Source organism: Nocardia suismassiliense (assembly GCF_900269665.1).
In the GTDB taxonomy this organism is placed as follows: Bacteria; Actinomycetota; Actinomycetes; order Mycobacteriales; family Mycobacteriaceae; genus Nocardia; species Nocardia suismassiliense.
The window spans coordinates 4,001,198-4,020,802 of record NZ_LT985361.1 but is presented as its reverse complement, the minus strand read 5'-3'; the positions used below and the strand labels follow the sequence as shown (position 1 = coordinate 4,020,802).

The 19,605-nt window shown below is 67.9% G+C and carries 19 protein-coding genes; 1 reads left to right on the top strand and 18 read right to left on the bottom strand.

Going from position 1 to position 19,605, the window contains the following annotated elements:
- Positions 1-10: 10 nt before the first annotated feature.
- The 18 genes from DBO33_RS18005 to uraD all read right to left on the bottom strand — a co-directional run bounded on the left by DBO33_RS18005 (position 11) and on the right by uraD (position 17,889).
- Positions 11-757 carry a class I SAM-dependent methyltransferase gene (locus DBO33_RS18005; RefSeq protein WP_107656079.1) on the bottom strand — a complete coding sequence of 249 codons (747 nt, stop codon included), beginning with the start codon at positions 755-757 and terminating at the stop codon, positions 11-13.
- 94 nt (positions 758-851) lie between these two features.
- The gene (alc, locus tag DBO33_RS18000; protein ID WP_107656078.1) at positions 852-1,880 is read right to left on the bottom strand and encodes an allantoicase; all 1,029 of its coding nucleotides are present in this window, start codon (positions 1,878-1,880) and stop codon (positions 852-854) included.
- Positions 1,873-3,198 (bottom strand): allantoinase AllB, encoded by a 1,326-nt coding sequence (allB, locus tag DBO33_RS17995; RefSeq protein WP_199856679.1) that lies wholly within the window; start codon positions 3,196-3,198, stop codon positions 1,873-1,875. Before allB ends, alc begins: the two co-directional genes overlap by 8 nt.
- Positions 3,191-4,372 carry a glycerate kinase gene (locus tag DBO33_RS17990; protein WP_107656076.1) on the bottom strand — a complete coding sequence of 394 codons (1,182 nt, stop codon included), beginning with the start codon at positions 4,370-4,372 and terminating at the stop codon, positions 3,191-3,193. Before DBO33_RS17990 ends, allB begins: the two co-directional genes overlap by 8 nt.
- On the bottom strand, positions 4,369-6,174 hold the full coding sequence (gcl, locus tag DBO33_RS17985) for a glyoxylate carboligase (protein WP_107656075.1): 1,806 nt from the start codon (positions 6,172-6,174) through the stop codon (positions 4,369-4,371). The genes DBO33_RS17990 and gcl overlap by 4 nt, the downstream gene beginning before the upstream one ends.
- Positions 6,175-6,176: 2 nt before the next feature.
- Positions 6,177-6,323, bottom strand: a complete 147-nt coding sequence (locus DBO33_RS42860) for a hypothetical protein (protein WP_159080347.1) — start codon at positions 6,321-6,323, stop codon at positions 6,177-6,179.
- On the bottom strand, positions 6,320-7,195 hold the full coding sequence (locus DBO33_RS17980; protein WP_107656074.1) for an NAD(P)-dependent oxidoreductase: 876 nt from the start codon (positions 7,193-7,195) through the stop codon (positions 6,320-6,322). Before DBO33_RS17980 ends, DBO33_RS42860 begins: the two co-directional genes overlap by 4 nt.
- Positions 7,192-7,995 (bottom strand): hydroxypyruvate isomerase family protein, encoded by an 804-nt coding sequence (locus DBO33_RS17975; protein ID WP_107656073.1) that lies wholly within the window; start codon positions 7,993-7,995, stop codon positions 7,192-7,194. Before DBO33_RS17975 ends, DBO33_RS17980 begins: the two co-directional genes overlap by 4 nt.
- Positions 7,992-8,372 (bottom strand): allophanate hydrolase-related protein, encoded by a 381-nt coding sequence (locus DBO33_RS17970; RefSeq protein ID WP_107656072.1) that lies wholly within the window; start codon positions 8,370-8,372, stop codon positions 7,992-7,994. Before DBO33_RS17970 ends, DBO33_RS17975 begins: the two co-directional genes overlap by 4 nt.
- A gap of 128 nt (positions 8,373-8,500) precedes the next feature.
- Complete coding sequence (locus DBO33_RS17965; RefSeq protein WP_107656071.1) at positions 8,501-9,568, bottom strand: XdhC family protein; 1,068 nt, start codon at positions 9,566-9,568, stop codon at positions 8,501-8,503.
- A 13-nt stretch (positions 9,569-9,581) separates the two neighbouring features.
- Positions 9,582-11,024, bottom strand: a complete 1,443-nt coding sequence (locus tag DBO33_RS17960) for an NCS2 family permease (RefSeq protein ID WP_107656070.1) — start codon at positions 11,022-11,024, stop codon at positions 9,582-9,584.
- A gap of 156 nt (positions 11,025-11,180) precedes the next feature.
- The gene (locus DBO33_RS17955; protein ID WP_234390899.1) at positions 11,181-13,514 is read right to left on the bottom strand and encodes a xanthine dehydrogenase family protein molybdopterin-binding subunit; all 2,334 of its coding nucleotides are present in this window, start codon (positions 13,512-13,514) and stop codon (positions 11,181-11,183) included.
- Positions 13,511-14,860 carry an 8-oxoguanine deaminase gene (locus tag DBO33_RS17950; protein WP_107656069.1) on the bottom strand — a complete coding sequence of 450 codons (1,350 nt, stop codon included), beginning with the start codon at positions 14,858-14,860 and terminating at the stop codon, positions 13,511-13,513. The genes DBO33_RS17955 and DBO33_RS17950 overlap by 4 nt, the downstream gene beginning before the upstream one ends.
- Positions 14,857-15,330 (bottom strand): (2Fe-2S)-binding protein, encoded by a 474-nt coding sequence (locus tag DBO33_RS17945; protein ID WP_107656068.1) that lies wholly within the window; start codon positions 15,328-15,330, stop codon positions 14,857-14,859. The genes DBO33_RS17950 and DBO33_RS17945 overlap by 4 nt, the downstream gene beginning before the upstream one ends.
- The gene (locus tag DBO33_RS17940) at positions 15,330-16,199 is read right to left on the bottom strand and encodes an FAD binding domain-containing protein (RefSeq protein WP_107656067.1); all 870 of its coding nucleotides are present in this window, start codon (positions 16,197-16,199) and stop codon (positions 15,330-15,332) included. Before DBO33_RS17940 ends, DBO33_RS17945 begins: the two co-directional genes overlap by 1 nt.
- Before the next feature lie 2 nt (positions 16,200-16,201).
- Complete coding sequence (gene pucL / locus DBO33_RS17935; RefSeq protein ID WP_107656066.1) at positions 16,202-17,077, bottom strand: factor-independent urate hydroxylase; 876 nt, start codon at positions 17,075-17,077, stop codon at positions 16,202-16,204.
- 3 nt (positions 17,078-17,080) lie between these two features.
- Complete coding sequence (gene uraH, locus DBO33_RS17930; protein ID WP_107656065.1) at positions 17,081-17,380, bottom strand: hydroxyisourate hydrolase; 300 nt, start codon at positions 17,378-17,380, stop codon at positions 17,081-17,083.
- Entirely contained in the window at positions 17,377-17,889 is a 513-nt protein-coding gene (gene uraD, locus DBO33_RS17925; protein ID WP_107656064.1) for a 2-oxo-4-hydroxy-4-carboxy-5-ureidoimidazoline decarboxylase, read from the bottom strand. The genes uraH and uraD overlap by 4 nt, the downstream gene beginning before the upstream one ends.
- Before the next feature lie 162 nt (positions 17,890-18,051).
- Between uraD and DBO33_RS17920 the strand changes: the two genes are divergently transcribed.
- On the top strand, positions 18,052-19,557 hold the full coding sequence (locus DBO33_RS17920) for a PucR family transcriptional regulator (RefSeq protein ID WP_107656063.1): 1,506 nt from the start codon (positions 18,052-18,054) through the stop codon (positions 19,555-19,557).
- The last annotated feature ends 48 nt before the right edge of the window (positions 19,558-19,605 follow it).

Below are 19,605 nucleotides of genomic sequence, written 5' to 3'. Positions count from 1 at the left end.
GGGTGACCTCTCAACCCGGCAGGTCCGCGGTAACGAGCCGATACCCTAGATCCAGGTGCGGCCGTTCGAGGAGGTCGGCGTATCTGGTCTGCCATGCGCCGGTCTCCAGGTCCTCCTTCAATCGCGACAACCCTTGTTGCAGCATCGGTTTCGGCGTGAGCGCCAGCATCGACATCCCCGCCTGCACCGTCTCGTCGAGATACGCCTCAGGCCTACGCCAGTAGGCACCCCCGAACCCGTCGACGCAATCATGCGGCACCGGAACCACCTGCACCTCAGGATCCTCCAGCAATCCCGTGAGCCGCCCCAGCGACACCGCAAGCCTCGCGTCCGTCACCGCAGCCGCAGGCAAATAGTCCCGAACCAGCCAGAACTCCCGGAACACCGCATGATCCCAAGTCAGAATCGCAACCCGCCGCCGCGCAACCCGAACCATCTCGGCCACCCCTTGCTCGAGATCACCCCAGTGATGAATAGTCAGCACCGCCAACGCCGCATCCACCGCCCCACTACCCACCGGCAGGCATTCGGCAACCGCGCGCACCGCAGGAGCCGCCCCCACCGGCCGCTGAGCAATCATCACCCGACTCGGCTCCACCGCCAGCACCGTCCGGCCCGGCTCATAAGAACCAGTCCCCGCACCAACATTCACCACCGACGCCATGCCATCCAGCGCCACCCCGATAGCCTCGGCAATCCGCGGATCAGGCCGCCGGGTCAGCGCATACGTCCGCCCCGTCGCGTCATAGACGGTCATCGTGCGCAACAGACAAAAAGGTGCGACATGATCGGACACTACCGCGCGTGCCGGGCCGCCGACCGCCCCTGATGTCAGGGGCGGTCGCGCGAGTTCAGTTCCCGTTCGACAACCAGCGGGCGTTCAGCGCACGTTCGGCTGCGGCGGTGAGCGCGCCGAGCACGCGCAGCCGGGCGATACCACCGTCCGGATAGATGTCTACGCGCACATGCGTGGCCGGGCGGGTGGACGGCGCGAGCCGGAACCGGTGCGGGGTGTCGGGTTGCAGCGTTGTCCTCGACAGCAACTCGAACCAGGCGGGGTCGTCGGTGGGCGGCAGGGGCTCGGGGCCTTGGTGATCGATACCCAGGATGCGGGTTTCGCCGGGGGCGTTGAACAGCAGGTTGGTGGTGTCGAGTTCGATCAGCGCCGGTACACCCTGGGCCGCGAGTTCGACGACAGCCCAGTCGTTTCCGTTGTCACGGCGGCGCGCGGTCTCCCACCCTTCGGCTTGGTTGCGGGCCAGGCCGGGCGAGAGCATGTTGTCGGGCGCGGAGTAGAACATGTTGGAGCAGGCCACTGTTCGAGCGCCGTTTTCGAGGGCGGCGAGGTCGACGGTGAGGCCGGTGAGCAGGGTCGGGTCCGGGACGACCTCGCCGTGCACGCGCAGCCGTGCGACGCCGCCGTCCGGGTAGATGTTCAGGCGGACGTGGGTGAAGATGCGGTCGTCGGCAACGGGGAGTTCGTGTTTCGCGTCGCCGCCCAGTGCGCTGCGCGGCACGATCTCCACCCACTCGGCCGAATCCAGTTGGGACGGTGACGGATAGCCGGGAGCGCGGCAGGCCTCGACGGACGTGAACGGCGGGTAGTTGCCCTTGAACCAGGCGGTGTCGACGACAACGCCACGGATCACCCCGGGCATACCGAGCCGGATGATCGCCCAGTCGTGGCCGGGCCCGCGATGACGGCGGGTCTCCCAGCCGTCGTACTCCTGGCCCTTGGGCCCGAAGGTGTGCTCGGCGAACCGCGGTTCCCACGGGTTGATCAGGTTTTCCCGCTCTTCGAACGACTCGTCGCTCGCGGCGACCACCCCGGCGCGGTGCGTGCGCAGCGCCAGGTCGGGCAGGTTGGTGAAGTCAGACATGGTTCCCTATCCGGTTGTGGTGCAAGGAGATCAGGCTGCCCGCGGGCGGGTGACCGTTGCCGACGACCCGCCCGCGCAGCCAAGTAGCGTGCACGAGCCCGCGCAGTTCCCGCCCGCCGTAGGGCGTGACCGGATTCTTGTGCGCCAGCGCGCCCGGATCGACCGTGATCGGCGCCCACGGATCGAACGCCACCAGGTCGGCGTCGCACCCGATCGCGATGCGCCCCTTGTGCGACAGCCCGGCCAGTTCGGCGGGTGCGGCGGCCATCCAGCGGACCACATCGGTCAGCCGGAAGCCGCGCTCGGCGGCTGCGGTCCACACGGCGGGCAACCCGATCTGCAACGACGAGATGCCGCCCCAGGCGGTCGCGAAGTCGCCTTCCTTCAGCTCGGGCGTGCACGGCGAATGATCGGAGACCACACAGGACAGCACGCCGTCGGCCAGGCCTTGCCACAGCGCGTCCTGGTTACCCGCGTCACGGATCGGCGGGCAGCACTTGAACGCGGTGGACGACGCCTCGGCCGCCGACAGCGTCAGATAGTGCGGGCAGGTCTCCGCGGTGATCCGCACCCCACGCGCCTGCGCCGCGGCCAGCGGTTCGAGACAGGCCGCCGCCGAGACATGCAGGATGTGCGCGCGCACGCCGGTCGCTTCGGCCAGTGCGATAACCTCCTGCACCGCAGCCTTTTCCGCCGCCCCCGGCCGCGAATCCAGGAACGCGCGATACGACCCGTCGACCGGATCATGCAGCCGCACCGGATCTTCGGCGTGTACGACCAGCAGTCCGTCGAAGGCCGCGAGCTCCCGCATCACCTGCTCGACCTCACCGAGCCCCAGCGGCGGAAATTCATCCACCCCGGACGGTGACAGAAAGCATTTGAAGCCGACCACGCCCGCCTCGTGCAACGGCCGCAGCGACGCCAGGTTGCCAGGAATAGCACCGCCCCAGAACGCGACATCGACATGACACTGCCCCGCCGCAACAGACCGCTTGGTCTCCAAATACGGCACAGTGACCGTCGGCGGCAGCGAGTTCAGCGGCATGTCCACGATCGTGGTCACCCCGCCCGCCGCGGCCGCCTTGGTCGCCGTGGCGAAACCCTCCCACTCGGTCCGCCCCGGCTCGTTGACGTGCACATGCGAATCCACCAGACCCGGCAGCACGACGAGATCCGCGAGGTCAGTGGTCGCCGCCGCGGGCAGCACCGCCTCGTAGTCCGCCAGCGCCACGATCTTCCCGTCCCGCACGGCAATCGCGGCCGCGCGGATCCCCTCCGGCAGCGCGACCCGCCGGGATCGGATGACCAGATCATGCATGAGCACTCGCTCCCAGCCAGGCCCCGGCGATCTCACCGGCCAGCCGTTCCAACAGTGGTCCCGCGTTCGCCATGCAGACCTCGGGGTCGGGTTCGAGGTCGGTCAGCGCGTACGCCTGCTCGATGTGGGCGCGGCGCAGCTGCTCGCCGGTGAGCGAGCGCTGGCCGGCCACCGCGACGACCGGCACGGTGGCGCCTGCCGCGGCTCGAGCGACCCCGACCGGCGCTTTGCCGTGCAGAGTCTGCGGATCGAGCGAGCCCTCCCCGGTGATCACCAGCCGGGCCCCCTCGATCTGTTCGGTGAACGACATCAGCTCGAGAATGAGCTCGATGCCGGGCCGCACCGTCGCGCCGAGGAAGGCGAGCGCGGCGTAACCGACCCCGCCCGCGGCACCGGCGCCCGGCCGGTCCGCGACGTCGGCGCCGAGGTCACGTTCGACGATTGAGGCCAAACGTGCCAGGCCCCACTCCAATTCGTCGATGTCGTTACTCCGCGCACCCTTCTGCGGGCCATAGATGTGCGCGGCACCGCGCGGCCCGAGCAGCGGATTGTCCACATCGGACGCGACGATCACCGGCACCTGCAGCATCTCGCTGGCATCGATGCGCGCCAACCGGCTCAGCGCCGCACCGCCCGGCGGCAGCTCGCGACCGTGGTCGTCGAGGAAACGCACGCCGAGCGCCGACATCATGCCCACTCCCCCGTCGGTGCACGCGCTGCCGCCGAGACCGAGCACGACCCGGCGCGCGCCGCGGGTGGCGGCCGCGCGGATCAGCTCGCCGGTGCCGTAACTCGTTGCCGTCATGGCGGTTTGGAAGGTCGGCCGAATAGGCAGCCGACGCAGGCCGGACGCTTCCGCCAGCTCGATCACGGCCGCCTCGCCCCTCATCGCGAACGAAGCAGCCACCGGCAATCCCAGCGGCCCGGCGACGCTCGTCTGAAAGCGGACGAAGCCCGACTCCACGACGGCGTCGACCGTACCGTCGCCCCCGTCTGCCACCGGCATGCTGACGACGGGGAGGTCCGGGCGTACCCGGCGGAGTCCGGTGACGATGTGCGCGGCGACCTGAGGCGCGGTCAGCGACCCCTTGAACTTGTCGGGGGCGACGACGCAATGGCCATCGCGCCACCCGCCGCGCACATCTTTCGAGCGGGGCGCGTCCGGCCCGCTCACCTGCCGCCTCCGACCGGTTCCGGCTCCGGTTCGATGGCGACGGTGGCAGTGGGCGCGTCCGCGGCGGACTGCGCCAGTTCCTCGAATTCGACGATGTTGTCGATCTCCAAACCCATCGACACGTTGGTGACGCGTTCGAGGATGCATTCGACGACCACCGGCACCCGGTGTTCGACGATCATCTTCTTGGCGTCTTCCAGCGCCTGACCGATCCGGTCCGGTTCGAAGACCCGAATAGCCTTGCAGCCCAGCCCTTCCGCGACCTTGACGTGATCGACGCCGTAGCCGCCCACCTCGGGGCTGTTGATGTTGTCGAAGTCGAGCTGAACGTAGTAGTCCATGGAGAAGTTGCGTTGCGCCTGCCGGATCAAACCCAGGTACGAGTTGTTCACCAGCACATGGATGTACGGGATGTTGAACTGGGCGCCGACGGCCAATTCCTCGATGAGGAACTGGAAGTCGTAGTCACCGGAAAGCGCCACCACCGTCGAATCCGGATCGGCGGTCGCGACACCGAGAGCGGCGGGCAGCGTCCAGCCCAGTGGTCCGGCCTGCCCCGCGTTGATCCAATGCCGCGGCTTGTAGACGTGCAGCAGCTGCGACGCCTGGATCTGCGAGAGCCCGATGGTGCTGACGTAGCGGACCTCCGGCCCGAACGCCCGGTTCATCTCCTCGTAGACCCGCTGCGGCTTGATCGGCACGTTGTCGAAGTGGGTCTTGCGCTGGCCGAGCTGCTTTCGCGCCCGGACCTGCCCCGCCCAGTCGCTGCGGTCGGGCAGCTCGCCGGCCGCCGCGAGCTCGCGGGCAACCTCGATGAACACTTGCAGTGCCGCGCCCGCATCGGAGGTGATGCCGAAGTCCGGGGCGAAGACCCGCCCGATCTGGGTCGGCTCGATGTCGACGTGCACGAAAGTGCGGTCCTTGGTGTAGGTCTCGACGCCACCGGTGTGCCGGTTGGCCCACCGGTTGCCGATACCCAGCACGAAATCCGACTCGAGCATGGTGGCATTGCCGTACCGGTGCGAGGTCTGCAAGCCGACCATGCCCGCGTGCAGCGCGTGATCGTCGGGGATCGTGCCCCAGCCCATCAGAGTCGGCACCACGGGAACACCGGTCAGTTCGGCGAATTCGACGAGCAGTTCGGCGGCGTCGGCATTCACGATGCCGCCACCGGCGACCAGCAGCGGACGCTGGGCCGCGTTCAGCATCGCGATGGCCTTCTCGGCCTGCGCCCGGGTCGCCGCGGGCCGATGCACCACGAGTGGCTCGTACGTGTCGATGTCGAACTCGATCTCGGCGAGCTGCACGTCGATCGGCAAGTCGATCAGCACCGGGCCCGGCCTGCCTTCCCGCATCAGTCGAAAGGCCTTCTGGAAGCTACCGGGAACCTGCGCGGGCTCCAATACCGTGACCGCCCACTTGGCGACCGGCGCGGCGATCGAGGCGATATCGACGGCCTGGAAGTCCTCCTTGTGCAGCTTCGCCACCGGCGCCTGACCGGTGATGCACAGGATCGGGATGGAATCGGCGCTGGCCGAGTACAACCCGGTGATCATGTCGGTGCCCGCGGGCCCCGAGGTGCCGATGCAGACGCCGATATTGCCTGCCGTGGCGCGGGTATAGCCCTCGGCCATATGCGAGGCCGCTTCGACGTGCCGCGCGAGCACATGCTTGATGCCACCGTGCGCGCGCATCGCGCTGTAGAAGGGGTTGATCGCCGCGCCGGGCAGCCCGAACGCCTGTGTCGCGCCTTCTTTTTCGAGAATCAGGACCGCGGCGTCGACGGTACGCATCCGTGCCATGGTCAACGCTCCTTGTTCTGGCTTGTATTGCGTGTTTGCATCGCGTGCGACTTCGCACGGTCGGCAGGTTTCTCGCTGCGCACCCAGCCGTCGGGCAGCCGGATGCCGCAGACTTCGTGCCGCGCGGGCGACGGCGCGGGCATTCTCATGCCTCGCCTCGACCCGACAGCGCCTCGGCGACCAGCAGCAGACCGGAGTGGTCCAGCGAGCCGTAACCCATGGCGCGGCCCGCCGCGATCAGCTGCGCGGTGAGCGCACCCATCGGGATCGACACCTCGGCCTCGCGGGCGGCCTGCAGGATGATGCCCATGTCCTTGTGGTGCAGGTCGATCCGGAAACCGGGCACGAAGTTGCGGGCCAGCATGGTTTCGCGCTTGAGCTCGAGGATCTTGCTGCCCGCGAGACCACCGGCCAGCACGTCGAGCCCCTTGGCCGCGTCCGCCCCAAGGTTCTCCATCAACAGGATCGCCTCGGCAACCAAGGCGTACGTGCCGCCGACGACGAGCTGGTTGGCCGCCTTGACGCATTGGCCGGCACCGCTGCCGCCGACCAGCGCGAACGTCTTACCGACCGCCTCGAAAATCGGGGTGGCGGCCGCGAAGTCGGCCTCGGAGCCGCCGACCATGATCGACAGGGCCGCGTTGATCGCCCCGTTCTCCCCGCCGCTGACCGGGGCGTCCAGCACCCGCAGGCCGTTCTTCTTGCCCTGCTCGGCCGTCCACTTGGCGGTCTTCGGGGTGATGGTGGAGAAGTCGATGTAGAGCGATCCGGGGACGGAGTGCTCAACGATCTCGGGGAAGACCTGCTCGATGTGCTCGTCCTGCGGCAGCATCGTGATGATGATGTTCTTGTCGCGGACGGCCTCGGCGACACTGGCGGCTGCGGAACCGCCCGCTTCCTTGAGCTTTTCGAGTCCCTTCGGGCCGATGTCGTAGCCGGTCACTTCGTGCCCGGCCTTGACGAGGTGGCCCGCCATCGGGCTACCCATGATCCCCAAGCCGATAAAACCGATACTGCTCATGCCTGCATCCACTTCCAATCAAGCTCGGGGTCTTTGTATTCGAGGCCGATCCAGCCGTCATAACCTGCGGCGGCGAGGGTTTGGAACAGCGTGCCGAAGTCGAGTTCACCGGTCCCCGGCCGGCCACGGCCCGGGTCGTCGGCGATCTGCACGTGGCCGATGTGCTGCGCGTAGGTCTTGATCACCTGGATCAGGTTCTCGTCCATGCGCGCCAGGTGGTACAGGTCGCACAGGAAGCGCACGTTCGGCTCGCCGGTCTGCTCGATCACGCGCACGGCATGCTCGGCGCTGACGATCGGATAGTGCGGCGACTCATGCGCATTCAGCGCCTCGACCAGGACGGCGGCGCCGATCCGGGCGGCAGCGCGAGCAGCCAGCCGCAGGTTCTCCAGGGCCAGTTCGTCCTGCTTCGCCGGGTCCTCCCCCGCGATGCGGTTGCCGTAGAGGGCATTCAGCGCCCGGCAACCGGTACGCTCGGCGATCCCGACGGCTACCTCGATGTTGTCGCGGAACCGGGTGATCTCACCGGGCACGGAAACCAGGCCGCGGCCCACCGGAATAAGGTCGATGAAATTCAACCCGACCAACTGCACACCGGCGTCGTCGATAGCGCGCACGAACGCGTCGATCTCTTTGTCCCCCGGCGTGGGATCTTCGCCGAAGGGCCACCAGAATTCGACCGCGTCGAAACCGGCTGCCTTGGCTGCGGCCGGACGCTCCAGCAGCGGCAGATCGGTGAAAAGAATAGAGCAATTGACGTCGAATCTCGGGAGACCGGACTCCCCTGCGTGATGCTTCATTCAGCTCCTTCTCGATATTTCTTCCAGCTGCCGATGCGGGTGATGTCGATCAGCTCCGGGTACGACGTCGGCGGCCTGCGCAATACCATCGACAGGACCGACCTGCCGTCGTCCAGCTCGATCGCGCCGAGCTCCAGCTCCGGCGGTTCCGCAGGTAGCAGGCTTTCGCGCAGGACGTCGAGCGGCACGTCGAACAGTTCGCCGGTGATCGAGTAGCCGCCATCCGGCGACGGGTCGAGGCCGGGAAAACGGTCGCCGACCGAGAAGAATCGGTAGCGTGGCGCGGTTTTCGCCTCACCGGCGAACGGCGCACCGTTCAACAGATGGTTGAGCGGCCCTCCGCGCATGGCGGAACCGTTCAGGAAAATCAACGGCATTATCGGGTCCTTTGTATCGAATTTCATCAAGTATGCGTGGATTACGCGTGGTTCGGATAGATGAGATCAACCCAAAGCTGATCGAGCATTCCGAAGTCGATTTCGTATGATGCTCCAGCCGAATACCTTCACCGGGTCGGCACCAGATCCCGATGGATAGCTCCGTCGGTGGTATTGAGCGGCCGGGCCGAGCCGCCGCGCCGGACCGCCACGATCTCCGCGGCGATGGCGACGGCGGTCTCCTCGGCCGTGCGCCCGCCCAGGTCCAGTCCGATCGGCGAATGCAGCACCGCCAGTTCGGCTTCCGAGAGACCGGCGGCGCGCAGACTGGCCATGCGATCCTCATGGGTGCGCCTCGAACCCATCGCACCGACATAGGCCACTGGCAGCCGTAAGGCCTTCTCCAGCAACGGGATGTCGAACTTCGCATCATGGGTAAGCACACACAGCACGGTCCGGGAGTCGACCGTGGTGCGCGCGAGGTACCGGTCTGGCCACCCCACGACGACCTCATGGGCGTCCGGGAATCGAGCCGGCGTGGCGAACACGGGGCGGGCGTCGCAGACGGTGACGTGATAGCCGAGAAACCGGCCCATCCGCGTCACGGCTGCCGCGAAATCTATTGCGCCGAACACGATCATGCGTGGCGGCGGTACATACGATTCCACGAAGACCGTCAATTCCCGTTCGCCGCAACCGATGACGCGCACGCCGGTAGCTCCGAGGTCGAGCATCGCCCGCGCTTCGGCCACCACTACCGGATCGAACTTCACCCCGAGCGTCCACCACGGCCCCAAAGCCATTGCAGCCCCGGTGTTCAGGTCGCGCACGAGTGCCACCGGCTCGGCGGACCGCAGCAACGCCTCGATCGTGTCGTGCTCGGCGGGCGTGACGGTCTGCACGAACACTTCGATCTTGCCCCCACAGGTCAGCCCGACGGCGAACGCGTCGTCGTCGCTGTACCCGAAGGTTTCGCGCACCGGCTGCCCGGTGCGCAGGGCCTCGCGGCAGAGCTCGTACACCGCGCCTTCGACGCAGCCACCGGAAATACTGCCGATGACAACACCTTCGGCGTCCACCGCCAGGGCGGCGCCCGGCGGCCGCGGCGCACTGCCGCTGACGCCGATCACGGTGGCCACGGCGTAGGTCTTACCCGCCGTATGCCAGGGCAGGAGCTCTGCCGCGAGGTCACGCATTGTTTCCGCCGTTCTATCCGCCGAGCATCAGTTCGATGGCCGCGATGCCGAAGTACCCGGCGAAGACCGCCGCGACCACCCAGATCAGCCAGTGGATCTCGCTGAACTTGCCCCGCGCCGCCTTGATCACCACATAGGCGATGACGCCCGCACCGACCCCATTGGTGATCGAGTAGGTGAACGGCATCAGCACGATGGTCAGGAAGGCCGGCACGGCGACTTCCAGGTCGGCCCAGTCGATCTTGCGCGCCTGGGTCATCATCAGCGCACCGACCAGCACCAGCGCCGGCGCGGCGGCCTGGATCGGCACCACGGCCGCGAGCGGGGTGAACAGCACTGCGAGACAGAACAATGCACCCGTCATCACACTGGCTAGCCCGGTACGTGCGCCCTCACCGACACCCGTCGCGGACTCGACGTACACGGTGTTGCCCGCGCCGCCGCTCACCCCGCCGATGACCTGCCCGATCCCGTCGACGGTCAGCACCTTGCCGAGACCAGGCATGGTGCCGCGCTCGTCGAGCAGACCCGCCTCGTCACAGACCCCGAACACGGTGCCCATGGCGTCGAAGAACCCGGTGAGCACCAGCGTGAACAGCACGACGCCGGCGACCAGCCCACCCGCCCTGGCGAATCCGCCGAGCAGATCGATATCGAGCACCAACCCGAAGTCCGGCGCGGCGAAGAATCCCTTCGGCGTCTCCGGCACCACCGGACCCCAGGTCTTCGGATCGACCTTCGCCAGCGAGTTGACCACGATGGCCAGCACCGTGGCGACGGCGATGCTGATCAGGATGGCACCGGGCACCTTTCGGATGAACAGTGCCAGCATCAGCAGCAATCCGACGGAGAAAATCACTCCCGGCCACCCGGAAAGGTGCCCACCGGCGCCGAGCGTGACCGGCGGACCGGTCTGCGCACCGTGACCGACCACGCCCGCCGACACCAGGCCGATCATCGCGATGAACATGCCGATGCCGACGCCGATCGCGTTCTTCAGCGACAGCGGAATGGCATTGATGATCATCGTGCGCAGGCCGGTCGCGGCCAGGATCACGATGACCACGCCCATCAGCACCACCAGGCCCATGGTCTGCGGCCACGTCATGTGCGGCGCCGCCTGGAAGGCGACCACCGGGACGACACCGAGGCCGGCCGCCAGGGCGAGTGGTACGTTGCCGACGAGGCCCATCAGAATAGTGCTGAGCCCGGCCGAGAACGCGGTCGCGGTGGTGAGTTGAGCGATGCTCAGGGTGTTGCCGTCGATATCCTTGACCCCGCCGATGATCAGCGGGACGAGCAGGATGACGTAGGCCATCGCCACGAAAGTGGTGATACCGCCGCGGATTTCGCGGGAGACGGTGGTCTTGCGTTCGCTCAGCCGAAAGAATCGGTCGAGCGGGGATCTTCCGGTGACCGGCTCCGGGACGGAGGAGTGGGTCTGGACTTGGGTCATTGGCGTGCCCTCCTCGGGGCATAGCCGACCTACGAACCGGCCGTCATGGCCGGATCGCGTGGTTCGGTTCTGCTGTTGTGGGGTCTGTGTTGCGTTGTCACGCAGGCGATGCCGTTCTCGGCACGGTGCCCGCGTGACAGACACAACCCCTGTTGATCAACTGCTCCGGATGATGTCTTCCGGACGCACCGGCACTCGGTTGATGTGCACGGTTCCTCCCGCGGAACGGCATGCGTCCCGAATGGCCGCGACGACCGCGGGAGTCGAGGAGAGCGTGGGTGGCTCTCCGGCGCCGCGCAGCCCGTATGGGGCGTGCGGGTCGGCGTTTTCGAGAATCTCCAGCCGCTGTGGCGGCATATCGAGAATGGTGGGGATCAGGTAGTCGGTGAACGACGGGTTGAGCACCTTTCCGTCGCGGACCTGAATTTCCTCCATGACCGCGAGGCCGAGGCCCTGGGCGGAGCCACCGTGGATCTGGCCCTCCAGCGACAAGCGGTTCATGATCTTTCCGACATCTTGCACGGCGTCCAGCGCAACGACTTTGACCAAACCCAGCTCGGTGTCGACGTCCACCACGGCCCGGTGCACGCACAGGGCGAGCTGGGTGTGGCTGTCGCCCTGGCCCGTCACGGGATCCATGCCGGTGGTCGGCCTGTGATGGAACTCCCTTGTCTCCTCGATGATTTCGTCACCGAGCAGATCGACGAGCGCGGCATACACCTCGCCGGTGTGCGAGACCACCTTGCCGCCGACCAGCCCGAGCCCGCGGGTAGCGCCGAAACGTCCTTGGGCCAGGGCGAGTACGCGCATCCGCACCGCCTCGCACGCGGCCTTCACCGCACCGCCGGTCATATAGGTCTGCCGGGAGGCCGACGAGGAGCCGGAGCTGCCGACCTGGTTGTCGGCCGGATGGATGGTGACCTTCTCGACGCCGAGCTCGGTGCGCGCGATCTGCGCTTCGACGGTGACCAGCCCTTGGCCGACCTCGGCCGCGGCGGTGTGCACCAGTGCGACCGGTTCGCCGCCGATGACTTCCAGCCGGACGCGCGCAGTGGAGTAGTCGTCGAAACCCTCGGAGAAGCAGATGTTCTTGATGCCGACGCCGTAGCCGATGCCGCGCACAACGCCCTCGCCGTGGGTGGTCTGCGAGGCGCCACCGGGCAGGTTCCGGATATCGGCGACATCCAGCGGCGCGGGCAGCGGCATGTCGCGCGCCTGCCCGAGCATCTCGGCCATCGGCATCGGCGCGTGCACGACCTGCCCAGTCGCGATCTTGGAGCCCTGGCTCACGGCGTTGATCTGCCGCACGTGCACCGGGTCGAGCCCGACCGCCTCGGCGATCTTGTCCATCATCGACTCGTGCGCGAAACACGCCTGCACCGCGCCGAATCCGCGCATCGCGCCGCACGGCGGGTTGTTCGTATAGACGCCGTACGCGTCGATCTCGAGGTTCGGGATCTCGTAGGGACCCACCGCGAGCGAGGCCGCGTTGCCGGTGACGTTGAGCGTGGCGGAGGTGTAGGCCCCGCCGTCCAGCACGATCCGGACCTTGGCGAACACGATCTTCCCGGCCCGGGTGACGCCGTACTCGTAGCGCATCTGCGCCGGATGCCGGTGCACGTGCCCGAAGAAGGACTCCTCGCGGTTGTACATCATCTTGACCGGCTTGCCAGTGTAGAGCGCCAGCATGCCCGCGTGGATCTGCATGGACAGGTCCTCGCGGCCGCCGAACGCGCCACCGACGCCGGCCAGCGTCATCCGCATCTTGTCCTCGGGCAGGTCAAGACAGGGGCCGATCTGCGTGAGGTCCCAGTGCATCCACTGGGTGGCGACGTAGAAGTCCAGGCCGCCGTCCTCGGCGGGCACCACCAGGCCGGACTCCGGGCCGAGGAACGCCTGGTCCTGGATGCCGACCTCGTAATCCTCGGCGATCACCACGTCGGCCAGCGCCCGGCCGACCTCCATGTCGCCGACGCGCACCGGCTGATACCGGGTGATGCCGCCGCGCTCCTGCACCTTGTGCCGCTCCGGGTCGGCGACCACCGCGAGCGGATCGGTGATCGGCTCCAGCACCTCCCACTCGATCACGATGGCTTCCATTGCGCGCCGGGCGATCTCGGGATGATCGGCCGCGACCAGGGCAATCGGCTCACCGTGGTGACGGACCTCGTCGATGGCGAGCACCGGCTGGTCCCAGGTGTGGTCCAGCCCGTACATCTTGCGGCCGGGCACGTCCTCGTGGGTCAGCACCGCATGCACGCCGGGCAGTTTCAGCGCGGGGCCGATATCGAGGCGCAGGATGCGGGCGCGCGGATGCGGGCTGCGCAGGGTCGCGCCCCAGAGCATGCCGTCGATCCACAGATCCGAGGAGTAGGCGAATTCGCCCTTCACCTTGAGGGTGCCGTCCGGCCGCAGCGGGCTCTCGCCGACGCCGCCCTTGCCGGGCGCGGCGACCTCACCGGGGAAACGGGTGGTTCGAGCCGAGGTCATCGAGATTCCTCCTTTAGCAGGCGATTCCGCGCGGCCGCGCCGGCCCGGCCGACCGCGTCGTGCGAGACGGTGCGCAGCTCGTCGTTCTCCACGACGGTGCGGCCTCCTACCAGCAGCCGAGCCAGCGGCGGCGTCGGCCCGAAGACCAACGTGCACACCGGATCCTGGACCGCGGCCCGGAACCCGTCGACCCGCCACATGGCGATGTCGGCCAGCTTGCCCGGCTCCAGGCTGCCGATCTCCAACTGGCGACCCAGGTTCCGGGCACCGCCCAGGGTGCCGACCTCGAGGGCCTGGCGCGCGGTCAGCGCGGTCGGACCGTGCACCGCCCGCTGGAACAGCATGGTCTGGCGCAGTTCACCGGCCAGCGAGGTCAATTCGCTGGAGGCCGCGCCGTCCACCCCGAGGCCGACCGGGGCTCCGGCCGCCAGCAGGTCGGTGATCCGGGCGATGCCCGCGCCGAGCCGGGCGTTGGAGCTCGGGCAATGCGCCATGCCCGTGCCGGTCTCGGCGAAGCGTCGAATGTCGGCATCGTGCAGGTGCACCGCGTGCGCGAACCAGACGTCGTCGCCGAGCCAGCCGAGCTTCTCCATGTATTCGACCGGCGTGCAGCCCATCTGTTCGCGGCAGTGTTCTTCCTCGTCGAGCGTCTCGGCGAGATGGGTGTGCAGGCGAACGCCTTTGCTGCGTGCCAGCGACGCGGCGTCGGTCATCAGCCCTTCGCTCACCGAGAACGGTGAGCACGGCGCCACCGCGACGCGCAGCATCGAGTCGAACGACGGATCATGATATTTATCAATGATTTCCGCGGTGTTCAGCAGGATCGCGTCGCGATCCTCGACTACCTCGTCCGGCGGCAGCCCGCCGTCGGACTGACCCCGGTCCATCGAGCCGCGGCACGGGTGGAACCGGATGCCGAGCTCGCGCGCGGCCCGCACCTCGGCGTCGAACAGGTCACCGCGCCCCTGTGGGAACACATAGTGGTGATCGCTGCTCGTGGTGCAGCCGGTCAGCGCCATCCAGCCCAAACCGGCCGAGGCCGCGCCGTAGACGACGTCGGCGTCCATCCGCGCCCAAGTCCGGTACAGGCCGGTCAGCCACTCGAACAGCGTCGAGTCCTGGAACATGCCCTGGGTCGCCCACTGGTACAGATGGTGGTGCGTGTTGACCAAACCCGGGGTGACCAGGCAACCCGTGCCGTCGATGCGTTGCGCGTCGGGCACGATGGGCGCCGGTCCCGCACCGAGAGATTCGATCCTGCCGTCGGCGATCACCAGATAACCGGAGGGGATTTCCGGCCCGAGGACCGGTGCGATGTACGCGTTTTCGATAACAGTCTTGCTCATTGCGCCGCCGCCTTTCGCTGTGCCGCGAGCCGCACGGCATCCAGGATTTTCTCGTATCCGGTGCAGCGGCAGAGGTTTCCGGCCAGTGCCTCGCGGATCTCCGCATCGGAAGGATCGGCATTGTGCTCGATGAGGTCGTGCGCCTGCACGATGAGACCCGGTGTGCAGAAACCGCATTGGACCGCCCCCGCCTCGACGAACGCCTCCTGCATCGGGTCGAGCTGCGCGCCCTTGGTCAGGCCCTCCACCGTCCGCACCGAACAGCCCTCGGCCTGACCGGCCGCCACCAGGCAGGAACACACCGGCGTGCCGTTCAAATACACCGTGCAGGAACCACATTCACCCTGCTCGCAGGCGTTCTTGGAGCCGGGAAGGCCCATCCGCTCGCGCAGCATGTAGAGCAGGCTCTCGCCCTCCCATACGTCGTCGACGGTCTCCGTGGCGCCGTTCACGTCGAAGGTCACGCGCATCAGGCTGCCTTCCTTTCTGTCAGGTAGTCGGTCCATGCCCAGCCCAGCGTGCGGCGGGCCAGCACCGACAGGGCGTGCTTGCGGTAGTCCGCGGTGCCGCGGACGTCATCGATCGGGGCCGCCGCGGCCGACACGAGCGCGCCGAACTCACGCAGCACACTGTCGGAGAGCGGAGCCGGATCGTGCCAAGGCAGCTGTGCGGCAAGGAATTCCTCGGCGGGCCGCGCGCGCAACGGCGTCGGGCCGGCCGAGCCGATGCCGGTCCGCGCGGTGCCGGTGCCCGGATACAGCGCGACGGCGAACGAGCACACGGCGATCACCATGGCGTTGCGCGTGCCGACCTTCGAAAAATACTGCGGCCCTTCGGCGGGCGGCAGCCAGATCGCGCGGATCAGCTCGTCGGGTTCGAGGGCGTTCTTCTTCACCCAGACGTAGAAGTCGTCGATCGGGATCATCCGGGTGCCGCGTCCGGCCGACTCGACCTCGATCACCGCGTCGCCCGCGAGCAGCGCCGGATGGGTGTCCCCGGCCGGTGAGGCGGCACCGAGATTGCCGCCGACGGTGCCGCGGTTGCGGATCTGCGGCGAGCCGACGGTGCGCGAGGCCTGAGCCAGGCCCGGCAGCCGGTTGCCGAGCCGGTTGATGATCCGAACGTACGGCACACCCGCGCCGATGCGCAGCTTGCCGTCGATCTCGCTGTACTCGAACAACTCCCGGCACGGATTGAGGTCGAGCAGGGCGCTCGGGCGGCCCTTGTCGAAGTTGAGCTCGACCATCATGTCGGTGCCGCCCTGGATGGGGGTGGCGTCCGGGCGGTTCGACTTGATGTCGAGGGCGTCCGCCCAGCTGGTGGGTCGCAAGAAGTCCATCGTCACTCCCACGCCGGTCCGGCGGCGGGCGCGTCCTCGCGCAGCACGGTGCCTTCGATCAGGCCGTAGGGGCGGTCGGCCGCGTAGAACACCTCGTTGTCGTTGGTCAGCCCGAAGGCAGACAGGTCGACGACGAAATGGTGCTTGTTGGGCAGCGACAGCCGGACCTCACCGATCTCCGCGCAGGCGGCGAGTACCCGCTCGCCCATCGCGTAGAGGGTCTGTTGCAGTGAGTAGCTGTAGGTTTCGGCGAACGCCTCCAGCATGGCGCGCCTGGCCTCGCGGTAGGTCTTGTCCCAGTCGCTGGGCTCGCCGATATAGCGCCACTCCGCGTTGACCTCGGTGGCCAGGACGCGGTCGTAGGCCTCTTGCAGCGTCGTGTACTTGTCCTTCAGGTACCCGTGGAACTCCGAACCAGTGGAGTTGAGCACCACCAGGCCCTGCAAACCCGCGACGACCCAAGACTTTTCGCCGTCGTAGTGCACCCGCGCGGTCCGCACCTCTTGGCCCGAGCGAACGAACGAGTGCTGCTCGTTGCTCGCGCCGAGCACGATCCGCTCCCAGGCGTACTCCTCGACGCTGACCCGCGCGTGGTGGATGGTCGGCTGCGAGTCGACGAAATGCCGGGCCAGCAGCTCACCGAACGCCTCAGGCGAGGAGATGCCGTGCTCCTTGGCGAAGGCGAAGACGGTGTTCTTCTGCGTATCCGTCGGCAGTACCGCGCTGTTGTCGCCGGTGAGGTGCACCTCGTCCATGTCGCCGGACAGCGCGACGCCGACATTGAGATCCCGGATCTCGTGCACGCCACCGTTTTTCGTCACGCCGACGACATGGGTCTCCGCTTTGCCATATCGGTTCGGACCGAGCTTGATCGACATTGTTCAGCTACCTCGATAGGTGGAGTAGGAATACGGACTGAGCAGCAGCGGCACGTGGTAGTGCGCCGCCGGGTCGGCGACGGTGAAGTCGATGGCGACCGAGGGGTAGAAGGGGCTGAGCTCGGCGGTGTCGAAAGTCAGCCGGTGCGTGCCGGTTTCGGGAGCCGGCAGGTCTTTGACGCGGCCGTCGTCGTCGGTGTGCCGTTCGGCGAGCACGGTTCCGTCGGCGCGGGACAGCTGGACCCTGAGTCCGGCAGCCGGCCGCCCGGTCACCGCGTTCAGCACGTGGGTGGACAAACTCACTTGTCCCCCAGCAGCTTCCGCACCCGCAGCCGGGTGATGTCGGCGAGCTCGCTCTGCACCTTGATGCGTTCGTCGAGCAGCGAGTTGGCCAGGCGCTTGCGCAGCTCGGTAAGCATCTCCGCGGCGCTGCGGCCGGTGGCGCGGATCAGGAAGACGTGACCGAACCGGTCCTCATAGGCCCGGTTCCCCGCGGCGAGCTCGGCCCGCACGGCGGCGTCGGCGGTCGCGGCGCCGGACTGTTCGCCGCGCGACCACGCGGCCTCCCGCTCGGACAGCTCGGCCTTGGCCCGATCACCGATGCGCGGATGCGCCGACAGCGCCTCCTCGACATCCGGCCAACTCAGCTCGCACACCGCGGCGACGGCCGCGGCGGTGGCGCTCGCGGCGTCCGGATAGGGCCGCGAGGCCGCCACCTTCTGCGCCCACTGCCGGGACGCGCAGCAGGTCAGTAGTTCCTGCACGGCGCGGTCCGGCGGCAACGAGTTGAGCCATCCGATGTCGCCTGCCATCTGACCTCCTGTCGGGGTTCGCCAATCTGTTCCGCAAGTACACCCGCCGGGGAACACCGCAGCTAGAAACGAGAAATCTGAACTGTGCGCCAGTTCACAACCAACTCTTTGTGCGAATGTCCAAGGGCCTTCACCAGGGGTGCGACTGTTAGCCTTCGCACCGTGCGCCTTCGATCACTGCTGACCATGGCGGACCTGGGACTAGAGCTCGTCACCGGCGAGGAAGAGCTGGACCGGTTCGTGCGCTGGGTGGTGACCACCGACATGCTCGACCCCGGCCGCTACCTCTCCGGCGGCGAGCTCGTGCTCACCGGCATGCAGTGGCGCCACGATCCCGCCGACAGCGAGGTGTTCGTCCGCGCGCTGGCCCAGGCCGGGGTCGCGGGTATGGCCGCGGGTGACGCCAGGTACGGCGGTGCGCCGCCGGACGTGGTCGAGGCCTGTCGCAAGCACCGGATTCCGCTGTTCCGGGTACCGGAGACGGTCGCGTTCGCCGCGGTCACCGAGCAGATCACCCGCAACCTGTCGACCGGACGGGCCGCGGATCTCACCGCGATCCTGGACCGGCACCGCCAGCTCGTCTCGGGTGCAGGGCTCGGCTCGGTGCTGGAGCTCATCGAACGCGACCTCGGCATGCGCTGCTGGGTCGTGTCCTCCACCGGCCGGGCAGTGGCCGGGCCCGCCACCGCGCCGCCGGTCGAGGTGACCACCGCGTTTCTCAGCGCCCGTCGCCTGCCGTGCGCGTTGCTGCATGAGGGCAGCCGATTCTCCCTGTTCGCGGTGGACGAGCATCGCACCTCGCGGGCCGCGGACTGGTTCCTGGTGTTCGAAGGCGATTACACCGAGTGGCCGGAGGAGCGGCGCGCACTGGCCGGTGAACTCGCCGCCGTGGTGTCGCTGGAACGTGCCCGCCAGGACGACCGGCAGAGCGCTGAGGGTCGGCTCGCGCAGGAACTCATCGAGCTCATCGTCTCGGATGCCAAACCGACCGAGATCATTTCGCGGCTGGAACTCACCGGATTGGGGCCCGCCGAGACCTACATCGCCGTCGCAGCCGCCGGTGACGACACGCTGCGGCCCGGCGAATTACGCGTGCTGCTGCGCGAAATCCTTTACGGCAGAAGGCCTGCCGCCGGTGTCGTGGACGGCGAGGCGATCGCGCTGATCCCCGCCGGACCGGACACCCCCGTCATCGACGAAATCAACCGCGCCGTCACCGCTTTGGAGCCCGGGCTACGCGGCAGCCGACTATCCGTGGGCGTCAGCGGCGTGGTCGACGGCGAAGGCCTGCGCGGCGCCGTCGAAGAAGCCCGCTACGCCCGCCGCATGGCCGCAGGCCGCCTCCAGCCCGCCAGCGTCGTCGGCCACGACGAACTCGCCACCCACATGCTCCTGCTCGCCTCGGTCCCCGACGAGGTCCGCCGCATGTTCCGCCTGCGCCTCCTCGACCCCCTCACCACCTACGACCAGGACAACCGCGCCGACCTCGTCCACACCCTGGAAACCTTCCTAGAGGTCTCCGGCTCCTGGACCAAATGCGCCGACCTCCTCCACGTCCACGTCAACACCCTGCGCTACCGCATCCAGCGCATCGAAGAACTCACCGCCCGCGACCTCTCCCGCCTCGAAGACCGAGTCGACTTCTTCCTCGCCCTTGCCTTGCGCTGAACGGAGTTCTCGCCGCGAAACTGGCACTCACCTGGCCGACCACCCCAA